Annotated in this window: 15 protein-coding genes; 6 read left to right on the plus strand and 9 right to left on the minus strand. The window is 55.9% G+C overall.

Translation table 11 applies throughout. The features are described from left to right. Positions 1-83: 83 nt before the first annotated feature. Positions 84-596 carry a metallophosphoesterase gene (locus E3E25_RS01525; RefSeq protein WP_167891553.1) on the plus strand — a complete coding sequence of 171 codons (513 nt, stop codon included), beginning with the start codon at positions 84-86 and terminating at the stop codon, positions 594-596. A gap of 111 nt (positions 597-707) precedes the next feature. Next, complete coding sequence (locus E3E25_RS01530) at positions 708-1556, plus strand: hypothetical protein (protein WP_370456632.1); 849 nt, start codon at positions 708-710, stop codon at positions 1554-1556. Here the strand turns inward: E3E25_RS01530 and E3E25_RS01535 are convergent. Continuing rightward, the gene (locus tag E3E25_RS01535; RefSeq protein ID WP_370456633.1) at positions 1537-2154 is read right to left on the minus strand and encodes a hypothetical protein; all 618 of its coding nucleotides are present in this window, start codon (positions 2152-2154) and stop codon (positions 1537-1539) included. The genes E3E25_RS01530 and E3E25_RS01535 overlap by 20 nt on opposite strands. A gap of 62 nt (positions 2155-2216) precedes the next feature. Between E3E25_RS01535 and rtcA the strand changes: the two genes are divergently transcribed. Beyond that, the gene (gene rtcA / locus E3E25_RS01540) at positions 2217-3245 is read left to right on the plus strand and encodes an RNA 3'-terminal phosphate cyclase (protein WP_167892588.1); all 1029 of its coding nucleotides are present in this window, start codon (positions 2217-2219) and stop codon (positions 3243-3245) included. Here the strand turns inward: rtcA and E3E25_RS01545 are convergent. The 8 genes from E3E25_RS01545 to shyB all read right to left on the minus strand — a co-directional run bounded on the left by E3E25_RS01545 (position 3242) and on the right by shyB (position 9753). Beyond that, on the minus strand, positions 3242-4090 hold the full coding sequence (locus tag E3E25_RS01545; RefSeq protein ID WP_167891554.1) for a TatD family hydrolase: 849 nt from the start codon (positions 4088-4090) through the stop codon (positions 3242-3244). The two genes, rtcA and E3E25_RS01545, sit on opposite strands and share 4 nt — an antisense overlap. A gap of 9 nt (positions 4091-4099) precedes the next feature. Beyond that, positions 4100-4420 (minus strand): tRNA-binding protein Pbp11, encoded by a 321-nt coding sequence (gene pbp11 / locus E3E25_RS01550; protein ID WP_370456634.1) that lies wholly within the window; start codon positions 4418-4420, stop codon positions 4100-4102. Next, positions 4411-5112 carry a DUF257 family protein gene (locus tag E3E25_RS01555; protein ID WP_167891555.1) on the minus strand — a complete coding sequence of 234 codons (702 nt, stop codon included), beginning with the start codon at positions 5110-5112 and terminating at the stop codon, positions 4411-4413. The genes pbp11 and E3E25_RS01555 overlap by 10 nt, the downstream gene beginning before the upstream one ends. Then, positions 5112-5777, minus strand: a complete 666-nt coding sequence (locus E3E25_RS01560; RefSeq protein ID WP_240910770.1) for a DUF257 family protein — start codon at positions 5775-5777, stop codon at positions 5112-5114. Before E3E25_RS01560 ends, E3E25_RS01555 begins: the two co-directional genes overlap by 1 nt. Positions 5778-5895: 118 nt before the next feature. Then, entirely contained in the window at positions 5896-7143 is a 1248-nt protein-coding gene (shyA, locus tag E3E25_RS01565; RefSeq protein WP_167891557.1) for an NAD(P)-dependent hydrogenase/sulfhydrogenase 2 subunit alpha, read from the minus strand. Then, the gene (gene shyD / locus E3E25_RS01570; RefSeq protein WP_167891558.1) at positions 7140-7880 is read right to left on the minus strand and encodes an NAD(P)-dependent hydrogenase/sulfhydrogenase 2 subunit delta; all 741 of its coding nucleotides are present in this window, start codon (positions 7878-7880) and stop codon (positions 7140-7142) included. The genes shyA and shyD overlap by 4 nt, the downstream gene beginning before the upstream one ends. Continuing rightward, positions 7877-8752, minus strand: coding sequence for an NAD(P)-dependent hydrogenase/sulfhydrogenase 2 subunit gamma (shyC, locus tag E3E25_RS01575; RefSeq protein WP_167891559.1), 876 nt, complete (start codon positions 8750-8752; stop codon positions 7877-7879). Before shyC ends, shyD begins: the two co-directional genes overlap by 4 nt. Further along, on the minus strand, positions 8749-9753 hold the full coding sequence (shyB, locus tag E3E25_RS01580) for an NAD(P)-dependent hydrogenase/sulfhydrogenase 2 subunit beta (RefSeq protein ID WP_167892590.1): 1005 nt from the start codon (positions 9751-9753) through the stop codon (positions 8749-8751). Before shyB ends, shyC begins: the two co-directional genes overlap by 4 nt. A gap of 167 nt (positions 9754-9920) precedes the next feature. Between shyB and nuoE the strand changes: the two genes are divergently transcribed. From nuoE to E3E25_RS01595, 3 genes are read left to right on the plus strand one after another with little or no spacing between them, the layout of a single operon-like run. Then, the gene (gene nuoE, locus E3E25_RS01585) at positions 9921-10385 is read left to right on the plus strand and encodes an NADH-quinone oxidoreductase subunit NuoE (RefSeq protein WP_055429634.1); all 465 of its coding nucleotides are present in this window, start codon (positions 9921-9923) and stop codon (positions 10383-10385) included. Beyond that, positions 10378-12180, plus strand: a complete 1803-nt coding sequence (nuoF, locus tag E3E25_RS01590; RefSeq protein WP_167891560.1) for an NADH-quinone oxidoreductase subunit NuoF — start codon at positions 10378-10380, stop codon at positions 12178-12180. The genes nuoE and nuoF overlap by 8 nt, the downstream gene beginning before the upstream one ends. Position 12181: 1 nt before the next feature. Further along, positions 12182-15037, plus strand: coding sequence for an NAD(P)-binding protein (locus tag E3E25_RS01595; protein WP_167891561.1), 2856 nt, complete (start codon positions 12182-12184; stop codon positions 15035-15037). The last annotated feature ends 61 nt before the right edge of the window (positions 15038-15098 follow it).

Genomic DNA, 15098 nt, shown 5'->3' on the forward strand with positions numbered 1-15098 from the left:
CTTTTAACTTTACCCTAAGACGATGGGCCGTAAATAACGGTTAACCCTATAAGCCCAGCGCCGTAGATACCTGTGGTGAGAGCATGCTGATAGGTATAATGAGCGATACCCATGACAACCTGCCGGCCATCTCCAAGGCGGTTGAGCTGTTCAACGGGAGGGACGTTGAGCTTGTAATCCACGCGGGTGACTACGTTGCCCCGTTCGTGGCCAGGGAACTCAAGAAGCTCAAGGCACCGCTCAAGGGTGTCTTCGGCAACAACGACGGCGAAAGGAAGGGTCTCTACGAGGCGCTGGGGATCTACGATGAGATACTGGAAATCGAGGCTGACGGCATGAAGATAGCGGTAACTCATGGCACCGATGAGCGCATCGTCCGTGCACTGGCCAGAAGCAGGCTCTACGACGTCGTCATAGTCGGCCACACCCACCGCTACGAGATACGCGAGGAGGGAAGAACCATACTCGTCAACCCCGGCGAGGTCTGCGGCTACGTCACCGGAGTGAAGAGCGTCGCCCTGCTTGACACCCGGAAAAGGGAGGTGCAGATAGTCAACCTCGACACCGGAGAGCTCCTGGGGGCAATGAGTCTCTAACGAGCGTCTCTAAAGAGCGTCTTTAGCGAGCGCCTCTGATGGACCTCTGAAGGCCCCCAACTTTCCGTGCTCTCGATTTTTGACCATCAAATCAGCAGAAACAAACCGGCGATGGGTATGGAGGAGATACTGATTCCGAAGGAAAGGCGCGACGCGGTCGTGCTGATAGGTGTGGACAGGGCTGAAAACGTGGAGTTCATCAAGGTCTACGCTGTTAGCGAGGAGAAGGCAAAGCAAACCCTAGAGGAGTTCTTCAGTGCCAAGGGCCTCTTCCCCGGCGACTACCGTCTCGTCAGTAGGGGGAGCGAGGAAGTTGGGGGGAGGAAGGCGATAACAACGAAGAGCGAGGAAAAACTGAGTTCGTCCCTCGCCAGGCTTGGCCTCAGGCTACTTTCCAACGGGGTTCTCTATCTGGAGGGCGTTGAGAGGATCTACCAGTTCACGCTCGTCAGCGAGGCTCTCTACCAGCGCATAACCTTCGAAAAGGGAAAGGATGTGAAGGAAGAACCCGTTTTCGAGTTCGAGCCACTGGATGTGTTCTCGCTCGGCGTTGACGTTCTCGTCGAAAATCTGAGGGGAACGGAGCTGGAAGAAGTCCTCCCTCCAGACGCCGTTCTTCTGAGGGAGCCGCCGCTTGAGGAAGTTTACGAACTGCTTGAAAAGGAGAGAGATTTTCCAATTGTTGTGGAAACGAAGGACGCGGGGAAGTACTCCTCCTTGGATTTCCCCGCCATCGTCCGCCTTCCGCCCCTCACCGCCGAGGAGTTCGCGGCAGAGCTATCGGTGAGACTGGGCTTCAGGGTTGAGCCGGAGCGTTTCCTCGACTATCCTCCTGAGAGGCTGAATCTGAGAAACGCTGATGCACTGGCCAGGTTGATCAGGGCCCTCATGGCACGGAAGCGGCTTTCTCCGGAGGAGGCCCTTTCCCTCGCGGTGAGGCTCAACCTCGGAGGGCCTTGAAGTACGCCTTCACTGCATTTCTGAATTCGGGATTGTGCTTGCCTAGGGCGGCGTTTACGAGCTCTCTGAGCCCGGCTTCGTCGGACAGATAGCTTAAGAGTAAAGCATCGTCAACGCTCAGCTCCCTCAGAAAGTCCGCCTTGGTCAGAAACTCGGAGCGGTCTGAAGTTTTCTCCCTTAGTTCCATAAGTCTCTTGAGGTGCGGTCGTATCTTCTCCTCCCGTCTCTCGAACTCCAGCCAGTCTATGGCCGTTGAGGCCTCCACCCGAATGTACTTCCAGGGTTCCCGAAGGTATTTTCCAACGGCGTTCCCCAGCTCTGAGCCCAGAATCTTCACCTTGAACTCTTCGAACCTTCGGTAATCGTCGCTCAGACGTTTCCTGTCCACCACGTCGAGGCTTGCGAAAACGAGAAGGGCCGTGAGATAGCATTGGGCTACCAGGGGAGCTTCCGGCACAACAACTCTATCCCTCGAAATCGTGGCAACGCGGCCCCTCTCCCTCCGGAGATTCTCGATGGGCATGCCCAGGGGATAGCTCATGCTCTTGATGCAGAACTCAAGTTCGTCCATGCTCACACCGCTTAGAGTTGGCTTCACCGAGTAAAAGCCTTTCGGCAAAATTTTTAGCGTTCCCGTCGAAATTCCTAACGGTGGGAGAGATGATTGTGATAGACGGTTCCTACGGTGAGGGTGGGGGGCAGATACTGAGGACTGCCATAGCCCTCTCAGTCATCACCAAAAAGCCCGTTAAAATCGTCAAGATTCGCGCTAACAGGCCAAACCCCGGTTTAAGGCCCCAGCACCTCCACGGAATTCTGGCTTTAAAGGAGCTGAGCAATGCGAGGGTTAAGGGAGCGAAGGTTAGCTCAACGGTCTTAGAGTTCATCCCAGGGAAGGCAGAGCCAAAGCACGTCCGCGTTCCGATAAAGACCGCTGGAAGCATAACCCTCGTTCTCCAGGCTTTACTTCCAGCGATGGCCTTCATTGGGGGAAGCTTTGAGATAACCGGTGGAACCGACGTCCCCTGGAGCCCGCCCGTTGATTACCTGAAGAACGTAACGCTCCATGCCCTCGGGAAGATGGGGATTGAGGCCGAGCTCGAAATCAGGCGGAGAGGCCACTATCCCAAGGGGGGCGGGCTGGTAGTTGGAAGGGTCAAGCCATGGGAAGAAAAGAAGCCGTTAAAGGCGCTCGAGTGGAGCAAAATAGAAAGCTTCGCCGGGATAAGCCACGCCACCAACCTGCCGGCCCACGTCGCTGAGAGGCAGGCTAAAGCGGCAAAGGAGAGGATTGAAGAGCTTTACAGCGTCCCCGTGGGAATAGAGACGGAAGTATCGCGCTCCCTCGGGCCGGGAAGCGGCATCGTCGTCTGGGCCGAGACCGATTCGCTCAGGCTCGCTGGAGATGCACTCGGCAAGCGCGGAAAGCCGGCTGAAGTGGTCGGCAGGGAAGCCGCCGACGAGCTCCTCGACCAGCTGGAGCCTAAGAAGGCGGTTGACAGGTTCCTCGGCGACCAGCTGATACCTTTCCTGGCCTTTGCCGGTGGGGAGATAGGTGTGACGGAGGTAACCAGCCACCTGATAACCAACGTCTGGGTCGTGGAGCAGTTCCTCGGCAGAATCTTTGAGGTTAAGGGAGAGATTGGAGAGCCCGGAAAAGTAAAGGTGGTGAAGCGGGCAGAGGTTTAATCCTCCCCAATCTCCACCCCGTAGACTTTCTCAGGGTTCTCGACGTGGATTTTATAAACGTCCTCCTCGGTGAAGAGGCCGTTCTGGAGGAAGGCCTTTGTCCTCTTTGGGACTGTCTTCGGCCCGAGAACTGCACCCGGTCTTCTCTTGTCGTCTATGTAGTCCGTCTCCATCATGAAGCGGTTCCCCTGCTCTATTGCCTCTTTGATGTTCTTCTTGCTCGCGATGATGCTCGGGAAGACTCCGACCTCTTCTGCCACCTTCACGAGGGGCGGTGAGAAGTGCTTGACGACCTTGTACGGCTTTATGCCGACCTCTTTAACGTACTCCCCAAGTTCGCGGAACTTGGCCTCGTCAAAGCTCTCGGTGTGGAGCTGAACCGCGCAGTCGGCCTCTTTGGCCAAACTCATCCCGTACTTCATCAGCTCGATGCTGGCATTCCAGATTTCCTCGCTCACCTCGTAGTGGGGTCTGCCTATCTCGCCTATCGCTATAGCCTTGCCCTCCATGCAGAGCCTCTGGGCGTATTCGAGGGCCTTCATGACTTCGTTTTTAGCGTAGCTTAACCCCTTCTGCTCCGCCAAATAGGCGAACTCCGCAGGGTGAACACCAACGACGGCGTAGGCCTTGACAGGTGTCTCTTTGTTAATTTTCTCGACCAGCTCTATGTGGAAGTCCATCGCCTTCATGAAGTCCTCCGCCTTCAGCCCGGGGAAGCCGTAGTCGTGGGCCGTCTTGTATACGACGACGAGGTGAGTTCCTCCCGCCCTGTGAAACTGCTTCACGGCCTCAAGGAAGAGGCCCTTGTAGGGGTCAACGTGGAAGTGGTCGTCCCAGATTATCATGCCACCACCTCACGACTGGTAGATTTCCAGCTCCTCGCCTTCCTCGCATGGGATTTCGTACTCAAGCATCAAAGCCACTCTATCCCCAGCGACCGCGAAGTCTACCCTTTTGTGGCTTCTCTCTATTCTCATGATGGGACTGACAGCTTTCCCCTTCACCTTATAGCCTGGGTAAATGAGTCCCTCCGTGACCTCACCCACCAGAACCTGTCGATTAATGACTTTGAGGGTCTTTTCAACTCGGAATTTTCCGACGGGTTTCGTGGAGACAACCTCGACTTCATGGTCCTCTATTCTCCCGAGAAGGCGTTTTAGAAAGCTCACATCCACCACCGCAGTATCTCCCTCGGAGAGACGAGCAGATGATCCCTGTGCATGAGCAGGGTGAACACCGACTTTTTCAATTTTATGTCTATGAGTTCGTCCTCGTCTTGGAGTTCTATCACCGACGTCGCAAGATCCTCGAGCATCGGGAGGGGGTTGAAGTCTAAGGTTTCCATGATGGGCGTTTCTAATAGGTACAGGTTGATTCTCCTCTCGTCCCCCAGTTTCTGCTTTATCAGCCCCATGAGGGTGTAAATGCTGCGGACGTCGCTTTGAAGGACCAGCAGTCTCTCCAGGCCAAGGACGAGGTGTACGTACGTGGAATCGCCCGTTATCTTCCGGAGTTCTCTATCGATCTTCTCTTGGTAGACGTAGGGGTCGTTTCCGAACTTTATCTTTGCTATTACTTCCCCTGCTTCCTGGGTTCCTCCGACTTTGACGACCTTCACGTCGGAGTCCTTTATCTGAACCCCCATCAGTCTCAGGTGCGTCATATAAATCGGCAGTGTGTCGAATATGTCCTCGACTATCAGGGGAAGTCCCTTCTTCTTCGAGTATCGTATGAATGCATGGAGTGTGAATTCTATTCCCAGCGATGCCCTGTTCTCGACGATGGTGGTTCCTCCTGGCCAAATCTGCTCCAGCAGTTCGTCGAGATCCCTTTCTTTTATCAGGACGGGTTTTTTGAGGGCCTCCATCAGCTCCACCCCCCTGTGTCTATCCTTGTCTCCATGCCCATCAGGTCTGGATTGATACTCTTCAGGACTTTAACCCCTGCCCCGGTGTGGTACGGTGTCAGTCTGATGACCGTCGTGGAGATTCTTTTCAGCTCGTAAAGGTTCTTAAGGGGAAGGCTTTTCATTATTCCCTCGTTGACCAGGTAGAACGCCTTTCTCCTTTCGTTTCCTGTGAATCTCTGCATGGCCAGTATGATGCGATACGTGTCAAGGGGAGTTCTCGTGACGAGGAAGAGGTTCTCCAGCCCGAGGACGAGGTTTATCATCGGGGAGGGGATTTCCCTGAAAACTTTGACGCTACTCTCCTCGTAGTTTTTGAGGTAAACCCTCGGATCCGGGTGAAACGGAACCCTTGCCAGAACGTTTCCTACCTCGAATTTGCCCCCGGTCTTCAGAACGTAGACGTTGTCCAGGTCCAGGGAAAGTCCCATGGTCTTGGCGCGGATTATAATGGCGTGGAGGGTGTCGAAATTATCATCAATAACGAGGGGGATGTCCTTCTCTCTCGAGTACTCAATGAAGAACTTCAGGACGAATTCGGGGATGTAGGATGTGGTGTATGTTACCAGAACCGTTTCGCCGGGCAGAACAGAGTCGATAATTTCGGCGACCTTTCCCTGTTCCATTGTTCTCACCTTTTAAAGGTTATTTGGGAGGGATATAAACATTTTGGAGAAATCCCCGGCCTGGCACCTTTTATGGGGGGACGTGCGGAAAATAAAAATGGAAAATTTTTTTACCGGCCTAGAGCTTCACCAAGTGCACGGAGCAGGAGATGCACGGGTCGAATGCCCTCACCGTCTCCTCAAGGCGCCCTATCATCCTGCCCTCGTCGACTTCTCCGTAAAGTTCCCTGGCCTCTTTCAGGAGGCTGGCCTCTATCATCGCGTGGTTCAGCGCGGTTGGGGTTATGATGTTGGAGTAAGCGATATTGCCGCTATTGTCTATCCTGTAGTGGTGGATGAGCAGCCCCCGCGGGGCCTCGACGTAGCCGATTCCCTCCCCTTCCCTTGGCTCAACGGGGACGTTTTCCCCTTCGATGCCCCTGTCGAGCAGGGTCTTTGCTATTTCGTTCGCCCTTTCTAGGGAATACACAAGCTCTATCGCCTGGGCCAGGTTGTTGTAGCTGACGTAGCCGGTTTCCAGTTTCTCCCTGTGCTCCTCAAAGAGCCTCCTGGCGGTGGGTGTGAGCATCTCCGACTTCAGGAGAAGCCTCGGTAGCGCTCCGACAAAGAACGCCTCGCCCTTGTAGCGGCTCTGCTTGGCGAAGCTGTAAACGAGGGAGCGCTCCTCTATCCTCTCGGTGTAGTGAAACTCCCCGGGTTCGTCGGATATCAGCTTTTTACCCCAGAGGTAGCCGTCGGTGGCGACGAAGTGTTTCGCTTTTGCCCCGTAGGGGTCTAACTGTGCGAAGAGCCTCACGGCACGTCTTGCCAGTCTTAGAAGGACTTCGCTTTCCCTCTCTATTTCCTCCAGCTCTTCAACGGTCGGATACCTCCCAAATCCTCCCGGCTTGACGTTTATGCCGTGTATCTCCCTGCCGCCCACCATTACCCTGAGCCTGTTGCCAAAGGCTTTGAGCGCCAGTCCCTCCTTCACGAGTTCGCCGTGCTTCGTGGCCATCCTTATTGCGTCGGGGTAGCCGAAGACGTCAGGTGCAACGAGGAGGTATAGGTGGAGTGAGTGGCTCTCAAGGAACTCCCCTATCAGACCGAGCTCCCTGAGGAGCGTTATCTCCTCCGGGACTTCAACCCCAAAGGCCCTCTCGATTCCAATGACCGAGGCAACGCTGTGCGATAAATAGCAGATGGCGCATATCCTCGCTTCAAGGTCCGGAACGTCGTAGTAGTGTCTCCCCAGGGTGAGCAGTTCGAAGAATCTCGGCCCTTCGATGATCTGAAGCCTGACGTCCTTTACCTCGCCGTCCTCGATGACTATCTCGGCTTTGCCGTTGCCCTCAACGCGCGTGAATTCCCGCATCTCAATTATCATGGCTCCCACCTCGCAAAGGTCTTGAACTTCCTTATGATGTACTCGTCATCGTAGCCGAGGCTCTTGAGTATCTCGTACTCGCTGGCCGGGTTCACCTCTCCGGGTAGCGGGCCTCTGCACCCTATGCACCCAAGGCCGGAGCGCACGCAGACGGCTTTGCAGCCGCCGTAGGTTATCGGGCCGAGGCAGGGAAGGCCTCTCTTCACCAGCACACACTCGTACTCGTTGAGCTTGCACTCAAGGCAGACCGGGTAGTCCTTTCTAACGGGCTCGATGCCCTTGGCGATGTCCATGAGTACCTGGTAGACTTCCTCCTTGTCGTACGGGCATCCGGGGAGGGCGAAATCAACGGCGACGTATTCGACGACCGGTTTGGAGTCGAGGGCGCGCATCGGGTTCCCACCGTCTCCGTAGACTGCCTTCAGCTTCTCCCTGATGGGTAGCTCAACGCTCCCCTGAACGGAGCCGTGGGTCGCACATGTCCCCAGGGCTATGAGGTACTCCGAGTGGTTCCTTGCCTCCTTGAGCAGGTTCAGGTCGCGCTGGGTCGAGACGGTTCCCGTTACGAGTGCCACGTCGTAGTGGTTCCCCTCGCTCAGGCTGGTCGCCATGTGGAACTCGGTTATCTCGTAGAACTCGAGGAGGTCGAAGAGCTTCTCGTAGAGGAAGAGAATGTTTAGTGCACAGCCGCCGCAGTCTGTAAGCTCGAAAACCCCCAGCTTGAGCTCCTCCATCATATCAACCCCCTCGTGGAGAGAGCATCCCAGTAGGTGAAGACCGGTCCGTCCTTGCAGACGTACTTGATGGACGTGCTCGTTCCGACGATGCAGTGGCCGCACTTGCCTATCCCACAGCGCATGCGCCTTTCGAGCGTCATGTAAATCCTGCCCGGTGAGAGTTTTCTGTCGAGGAGCTCCCTTATCACGAACTTGTACATGACCGGCGGGCCGCAGATGAGGGCATAGGTCTTCTCCACGTCGAACTCCTCTCCCCTGAATAGGTCTGTGACGACACCCCTGCACACCCTGTCGGAGAAGCCTCTTTCCAGATAGATGCACGATGGACTTTCAACCTCGTAGGCAAGCTTGACGCTACAGTTCATGGCCTCGCCGTGCTTCAGGAGGTGTATTATTTCATCCCTGAAGAGGATGTCCTCGTAGGCCTTCGTGCCGTAGAGGAGCCAGATGTGTTCATATTTTCCTGAATCAATCGCGTACCAGAGGACGGATCTTAACGGCGCCATCCCGAGGCCGCCGGCGACGAGGATAAGGTTCGAGCCCTCCATCTCCTCCATGGGGAAGCCGTTTCCGTAGGGCCCGCGGATCCCTATTATGTCGCCCTCCTTCATCTTGTGTATGAACTTTGTCATTCTGCCGGCTTTTCTAATGCAGAGCTGGAGGTAGCCCTTTCTCGTTGGGGACGAGCATATGCTTATCGGGAACTCTCCGAAACCGCGTATGTCAACGATGACGAACTGCCCGGGCCTGAACTCGAACTTCTCTCCAACTTCGGGGTCGAGGAAGCGTAGTGTGAAGAGCTTCTCCCTCGATGTCAGGTCCTTCACTTCGAGAATCCTTGCGTCGTACGTCTGGTACGGGTTCTCGCTCATTTCAGAGACCCCCTAACCTCCTCAAGAACCTTAACGTGCTCTATCTTCGCCGGGCAGAACTCGTCGCATCTTCCACATCCGACGCAGTTGTAGCCCGCTGACGGGTCAAAGTAGCTCTTGCAGTAGTAGCGGTGCCTGAAGCGGTCCAAGCGGGTCGGCCTGAAGTTGTGGCCTCCGGCAACCAGCCCGTGGTTCTCCATGAAGCACGAGTCGTAGCGCCTCTCGCGGACTGCTTTGTAAGCGTCCATCCAGCGGTCACAGACCTCGTAGCAGCGGCACGTCGGACAGACCATGTTGCAGTTGCCGCAGGCGAGGCATATCTCGGCGTACTTCTTCCACACCGGGCTGTTGTATGCCAGATCGAGCATGTCGGCGAGGCCCTCCTGCGGGAGCTCCTTCTGGAACGCATTTGCGCGCCTCTCCTCGAACTCCTTGAAGTTGGCCAGGTCTTCGTCGGTCACCTCTTCGAACAGCTCACCGTTTTCCCAGGCTATCTCGTGGCCGCGGACGCTGCCTATTCTCACAAGCCATCCGTCGGGCAATTCGTGCAGGAACAGGTCGAAGCCGTCCATGGCGAAGTGCGTGCCGAGGCTCTTGCAGAAGCAGTACTCGTCCGGCATACAGCTTATCCCTATTATCAGGGTCCTCTCGCGCCTGCTCTTGTAGTACGGGTCAGCGGGCTCATCGAGGTACACCCTGTCGAGTATCTTGAGGCCGTGGATATCACAGGAATGGAGTCCAAAGAGAACCATCGGCTCTGCTTCTACCTCATCTTCCCAGCGGCCGTTTTTCAGCCTGAGAATGGCCTCTTTGGGCCTGAAAAAGAACTTCTTTGGCGGGAGCATGGTTCTGTTGTAGTCGAGAGCCATCTCGCTGGGGTCATGAACCTCCTGGAAAGAATATATGCTCCCCTTCCTTACTGGAGCATAGACAGTGCCCCAGGCTTCGAGTGACTTGAAGAACTTCTCAAAGTTTTCGGAAGGCAATTTTATGTATCTCAAGGGCATCACCGCCTCTAACGGGCTTACGATTTTAAGTTTGTAAAGGATTGATTTAAGAATTTTTCAAACAAATGGTTGCCAACCAGACGTTACAAACTTGTACTTTAGTGCACGCTTATAAACATCAAAGTCGAAGTTTTTCCGAAAAACCCTTGCGGTGATGCAAAATGGAATCTTCCCTCGGTTATATCCGCTCTTATCCGCCGGAACCGAGCTCGCTGATTCCCCTTCTCCAGCGAACTCAGGAAAAGTTCGGCTACCTCCCCAGGGAGGCCCTTGAGGAGATAGCGAACTACGTCGGTGTCCCGCTCAGCAGGGTCTACGGCGTCGCTACCTTCTACGCCCAGTTCAGGTTTGAACCCCTCGGAAAATACGTCGTCAAAATCTGCCACGGGACGGCATGTCACGTGAACGGTGCCGTCAATATATCCCAGGCCATAACGGAGGAGCTTGGAATCCAAGAGGGGCAGACGACAGAGGACGGCCTCGTGACGCTGGAGCGCGTCGCCTGTCTCGGATGCTGCAGTTTGGCCCCGGTCATAATGATAAACGACAAGGTCTTCGGAAAGCTGAATCCTGACAAGGTCAGGAAGCTGATGAGAAAGCTAAGGGAGGGGAAGCTCGATGTCTGAAATCAAGGCCATCGCAGTCGGCATGAACTCCTGTGGAATAGCTGCCGGCGCGAGGGAAACCTACGAGGCTATAAAGGCCGAGATTGAGAGAAGAAACCTCGACGTGAAGCTCAAGATAGTCGGCTGTGTCGGCATGTGCTACCGCGAGCCACTGGTTGACATAATCACCGATGATGAGATAATCACCTACGGTCACGTTGACCCCAAGAAGGTCCCCCGGATTATAGAGGAGCACGTCCTCAACGGAAAGCCGGTCGAGGAATGGATAGTCAAGCGCGACTGGTGGGAGGACGGCGAGAGAAAGACGTGGGATGTTGACGGCTACTTCGCAAAACAGAGGAAGATAGTGCTCGAAAACTCCGGCTACATAGACCCCGAGAACATCGACGAGTACATCGCCGTTGGAGGCTACGAAGCCCTCAAAAAGGCCCTCAAAATGGAGCCCGAGGAGATAATAGACGTCATCATGAAGTCCGGTCTGAGGGGGAGGGGCGGTGCGGGCTTCCCGACCGGCCTGAAGTGGAAGTTCGCCAGGGAGGCCAAGGGGGACGTGAAGTATATAGTCTGCAACGCCGACGAGGGCGACCCCGGGGCATTCATGGACAGGAACGTGCTCGAAGGCGACCCGCACCGAGTTATTGAAGGCATGATAATCGGTGCCTACGCGATTGGGGCAACCAAAGGGTTCATCTACGTTAGAGCAGAATACCCGCTCGCCATAAGGAGGCTGAGGATAGCGCTGAAGCAGGCTAAGGAGAGGGGCTTCCTGGGCGAGAACATCCTCGGCTCGGGCTTTTCCTTCGACATCGTCATCAAGGAAGGCGCCGGAGCGTTCGTCTGCGGTGAGGAAACCGCTTTGATAGCATCGATAGAGGGCAGGCGCGGAATGCCGAGACCGAGGCCGCCTTATCCGGCCCAGAAGGGCCTCTGGGGCAAGCCGACGAACATCAACAACGTGGAAACGTGGGCGAACGTGCCGTGGATAATCAAGCACGGCTGGGAGGCCTACGCCTCGATAGGAACCGAGAAGAGCAAGGGGACGAAGGTCTTCGCCCTCTCGGGCAAGATAAAGCACGGCGGAAACGTCGAGGTACCGATGGGAATGACGCTGAGGGAGATACTCTACGAGATAGGTGGGGGGACAAAGACCGGCAAGAGGATAAAAGCCGTCCAGCTCGGCGGTCCCTCGGGCGGCTGTATTCCCGAGTACCTCTTCGACACGCCCGTTGACTACGAGAGCGTGAACGCTACTGGAGCGATAATGGGGAGCGGCGGAATGGTCGTCATGGACGAGGACACCTGTATGGTCGATGTGGCAAAGTTCTTCCTCGACTTTACCGTGAAGGAATCCTGCGGGAAGTGCACCTTCTGCCGTCTGGGCACTAAAAGGATGTGGGAGATACTGGACAGGTTCACCAAAGGCGAGGCAACGGAGGAAGACCTCGAAAAGCTTGAGAGCTTGGCTTATCAGGTCAAGGCCGGCTCTCTCTGCGGCCTCGGGCAGACGGCACCTAACCCGGTTCTGACGACGCTCCGCTACTTCAGGGACGAATACCTCGCCCACATCAAAGGGAAATGCCCCGCCAAGGTCTGCAAGCCGCTCATCAGGTACGTCATAATAACCGAGAAGTGCACGGGCTGTACAGCGTGTGCGATCTTCTGTCCCGTCAAGGCCATCAGCGGCGAGAGGCTCAAGCCCCACGTCATAAACCAAGAGGAGTGCATCAAGTGCGGGACCTGCTACGAGGTGTGCCGGTTCAACGCCATAGAGATAGTCGATGCGGGGGGTGAGTGAGATGGTTAAGATCATAGTCAACGGGAAAGAGATTGATGCCCCGGAAGGAAAGCCGCTCATAGACTTCCTCCGTGAAATAACCCATGTTCCCGGCTTCTGCTACACGAGCGAGCTCGACCCCTACGGCTCCTGCAGGCTCTGTCTCGTCTCCACCAGGAGGGGGGTCACCACCTCGTGCACCCTCAGGCCGATGGAGGGGCTTGAGTTAGAAACGCTGAGCGACGAAGTCGTTTCGATGAGGAAAACGGCGCTTGAGCTAATCCTCTCTGACCACTACGGCGACTGTATCGGCCCCTGTCAGGATGGCTGTCCGGCGCACAGCGACGTTCAGGGCTACCTCTCACTCATAGCGATGGGCAAGTACCACGAGGCGGTCAAGCTGATGAAGGAGAAGTACATCCTGCCGGCTGTGCTCGGAAGGGTCTGCCCGGCCTTCTGTGAGGACGCCTGCAGGAGGAACCTCGTGGAAGAGCCCCTCGCGATAAGGCAGCTCAAGAGGTTTGCCGCCGACTACGACCTTGAGGATAACCCGTGGATGCCGGAGATTCCGCCTTCTACTGGGAAGAGGATTGCCGTCGTGGGTGGCGGCCCCGCTGGATTGGCGTGCGCATACTACCTCAGGACGATGGGTCACGAGGTCACGATAATCGAGGCGATGCCTCACTTAGGAGGAATGATGCGCTACGGAATCCCGCCCTACAGGCTGCCGAGGGACGTTCTGGACAAGGACATAGCGACGGTCATAAACACGGGAATAGAGGTGAAGACCAACACCGCCCTTGGAAGGGACGTGACCCTTGAGGAGCTCCGCGGGAAGTACGATGCCGTCTTCCTCGGCGTTGGGGCCTGGAGAAGCAGAAAGATGGGAATTCCTGGTGAGGATCTTGAGGGAGTGATGCACGGCATAGAGTTCCTCAGGAAGGTCAACACCGGCGAAAAGGTCGAGCTCGGGGAGCGTGTCATAGTCGTCGGCGGCGGAAACACCGCGATGGACGTTGCAAGGACTGCTTTAAGGCTTGGAGCCAAGGTTACCGTCGTTTACCGTCGCTCGAAGGCTGAGATGCCCGCCAACGAGAGGGAAGTTGAAGAGGCCATGGAGGAAGGCGTCGAGTTCCTCTTCCTCACGAACCCGGTGAAGATTCTTGGAAAAGATAAGGTCGAGGAGGTAGAGCTCATCAGGATGCGCCTCGGCGAGCCAGATTCAAGCGGAAGGCGGAGGCCGATACCGATAGAGGGTTCGGAGTTTAGGGTTAAAGCCGACAACGTTATCCTCGCGATAGGCCAGTACTGCGACGAGGAGTTCTTAAAGGCCCTCGGTATCGAGGCAAGGCGCGGAAAGGCGGTCGTTGATGAGGTGACGCTCCAGACGAGCGTTCCAGGCGTATTCGCTGGCGGCGACCTCGTCCTCGGGCCATCAACGGTCATCGAGAGCATAGCCACCGGAAGAAGGGCCGCGATAATGATAGACCTGTACCTCAAGGGCAAGCTAGAGAAGGCTAAAGCCGTTCTCACCGAGCCCGAAAAGCACATCGAGGAAGTTCTAAGCGATGATGACCTTTACAGGGTTCTCTTCGACCTCAGGCCCTACAACCACTGGAAGAAAGTCACCGAGAAGGACTACGAGGGCGTTGAAAGAAAGCCGAGGGCGAAGGTTAGGCTCCTAGACCCGGAAAAGAGGAAAAGAACCTTTGATGAGGTTGAGCCGGCCCTAACCGAGGAGCAGGTTCTTGAAGAAGCGAGGCGCTGTATGAGCTGCGGCTGTATGGAGGTCTTCCGGTGCAAGCTGAGGGAGTACGCGACGCTCTACAACGCTCAACAGCACGCCTTTGAGGGAGAGCAAAAGGGGTTCGAGCTCGACGAGAGCCACCCGTTCGTTACCCTCGACAACAACAAGTGCGTCCTCTGCGGCCAGTGCGTCAACTTCACCCACGAGGTTGCTGGAGAGGGCGTCCTCGACTACCTGTTCCGCGGGTTTAAGACGAGAATCTCACCGCCGCTCGGGGAGAGCCTCGGAGACATGCATGGTCAGTTTATAGGCGAGATGATAGACCTCTGTCCCGTTGGGGCGATAACGGAAAAGACTCCGTTCGTCAAGCCCGGGCCATGGAAGACAACTCCAGTTAAGACCGTCTGCAACGGCTGTTCCTTCGCCTGCGAGATGAACGTTGAAGTTTACGACGGCATGCTCGTGAGGGCTTCAAGGGTAGAAAACTCTTGGAACGGCCACCTCTGTGACGTCTGTCGCTTTAACAGGCCCTGGGCCGAGGATTTAACCGGGCCGCTCCTCAACGGAAAGCCGGTGAGCTGGGAAGAAGCCAAGAAGTTCCTCACCGAGAGGAGCTACGCCCTGATTTTGACGCCGGAGCTTACCAACGAAGAAATAGCCTGGCTCAGGGCCTTCGCTGAGGAGAAGGGCATTCCATTAGGCTCGACAGTTGGTGGAAGCATCTCCACGGCCACACTGGAGGATGTCAGAAACGCCAGGAGGGTTCTCCTGAAGGCAGACCCGGAGAAGTTCCCGCTCCTCAAAGTACTCCTGAAGGACAAGGAAATCGTCGAGGAGGGCTACGACGCGGCCATTCTGGAGGGCCCGGCAGAGCCGCTGGAGGTGCCGACACTGATTCTCCACGAAGGCGTCAATGCCGCTGGTCTTATCAAGGCCGGAATAACTGGAATCCCGGAGAGCGAGGCCTATGTCGTCGTTGGCCGGCCAGCGAAAGAACTGCCCGGGGACGTCCTCGTGGTTCCAGCGGGAGTGTGGGCAGAGAAGAGCGGAACAGTCACCAACGCCTTCGGAATGGAGCTGAAAATGGAGAAGGTGAGGGAAGGCTACTCGCCGGTGGAGCTTTTCTCGTGATTTTTATTTTTCGCTGGTTTCGGGATAACGTTTAAATAGTTCATATGCAATTATCATAATC

This window comes from Thermococcus sp. MAR1 (genome assembly GCF_012027305.1).
GTDB lineage: Archaea > Methanobacteriota_B > Thermococci > Thermococcales > Thermococcaceae > Thermococcus.

Excerpts from the sequence above, each read along its gene's own strand:
- shyA (WP_167891557.1), bottom strand. The coding sequence starts at position 7,143 with ATGATAATTGAGATGCGGGAATTCACGCGCGTTGAGGGCAACGGCAAA.
- E3E25_RS01560 (WP_240910770.1), bottom strand. The coding sequence starts at position 5,777 with ATGGAACAGGGAAAGGTCGCCGAAATTATCGACTCTGTTCTGCCCGGC.
- E3E25_RS01555 (WP_167891555.1), bottom strand. The coding sequence starts at position 5,112 with ATGGAGGCCCTCAAAAAACCCGTCCTGATAAAAGAAAGGGATCTCGAC.
- nuoE (WP_055429634.1), top strand. The coding sequence starts at position 9,921 with ATGGAATCTTCCCTCGGTTATATCCGCTCTTATCCGCCGGAACCGAGC.
- E3E25_RS01525 (WP_167891553.1), top strand. The coding sequence starts at position 84 with ATGCTGATAGGTATAATGAGCGATACCCATGACAACCTGCCGGCCATC.
- shyC (WP_167891559.1), bottom strand. The coding sequence starts at position 8,752 with ATGAGCGAGAACCCGTACCAGACGTACGACGCAAGGATTCTCGAAGTG.
- E3E25_RS01595 (WP_167891561.1), top strand. The coding sequence starts at position 12,182 with ATGGTTAAGATCATAGTCAACGGGAAAGAGATTGATGCCCCGGAAGGA.
- shyD (WP_167891558.1), bottom strand. The coding sequence starts at position 7,880 with ATGATGGAGGAGCTCAAGCTGGGGGTTTTCGAGCTTACAGACTGCGGC.
- nuoF (WP_167891560.1), top strand. The coding sequence starts at position 10,378 with ATGTCTGAAATCAAGGCCATCGCAGTCGGCATGAACTCCTGTGGAATA.
- E3E25_RS01530 (WP_370456632.1), top strand. The coding sequence starts at position 708 with ATGGGTATGGAGGAGATACTGATTCCGAAGGAAAGGCGCGACGCGGTC.
- E3E25_RS01545 (WP_167891554.1), bottom strand. The coding sequence starts at position 4,090 with ATGATAATCTGGGACGACCACTTCCACGTTGACCCCTACAAGGGCCTC.
- rtcA (WP_167892588.1), top strand. The coding sequence starts at position 2,217 with ATGATTGTGATAGACGGTTCCTACGGTGAGGGTGGGGGGCAGATACTG.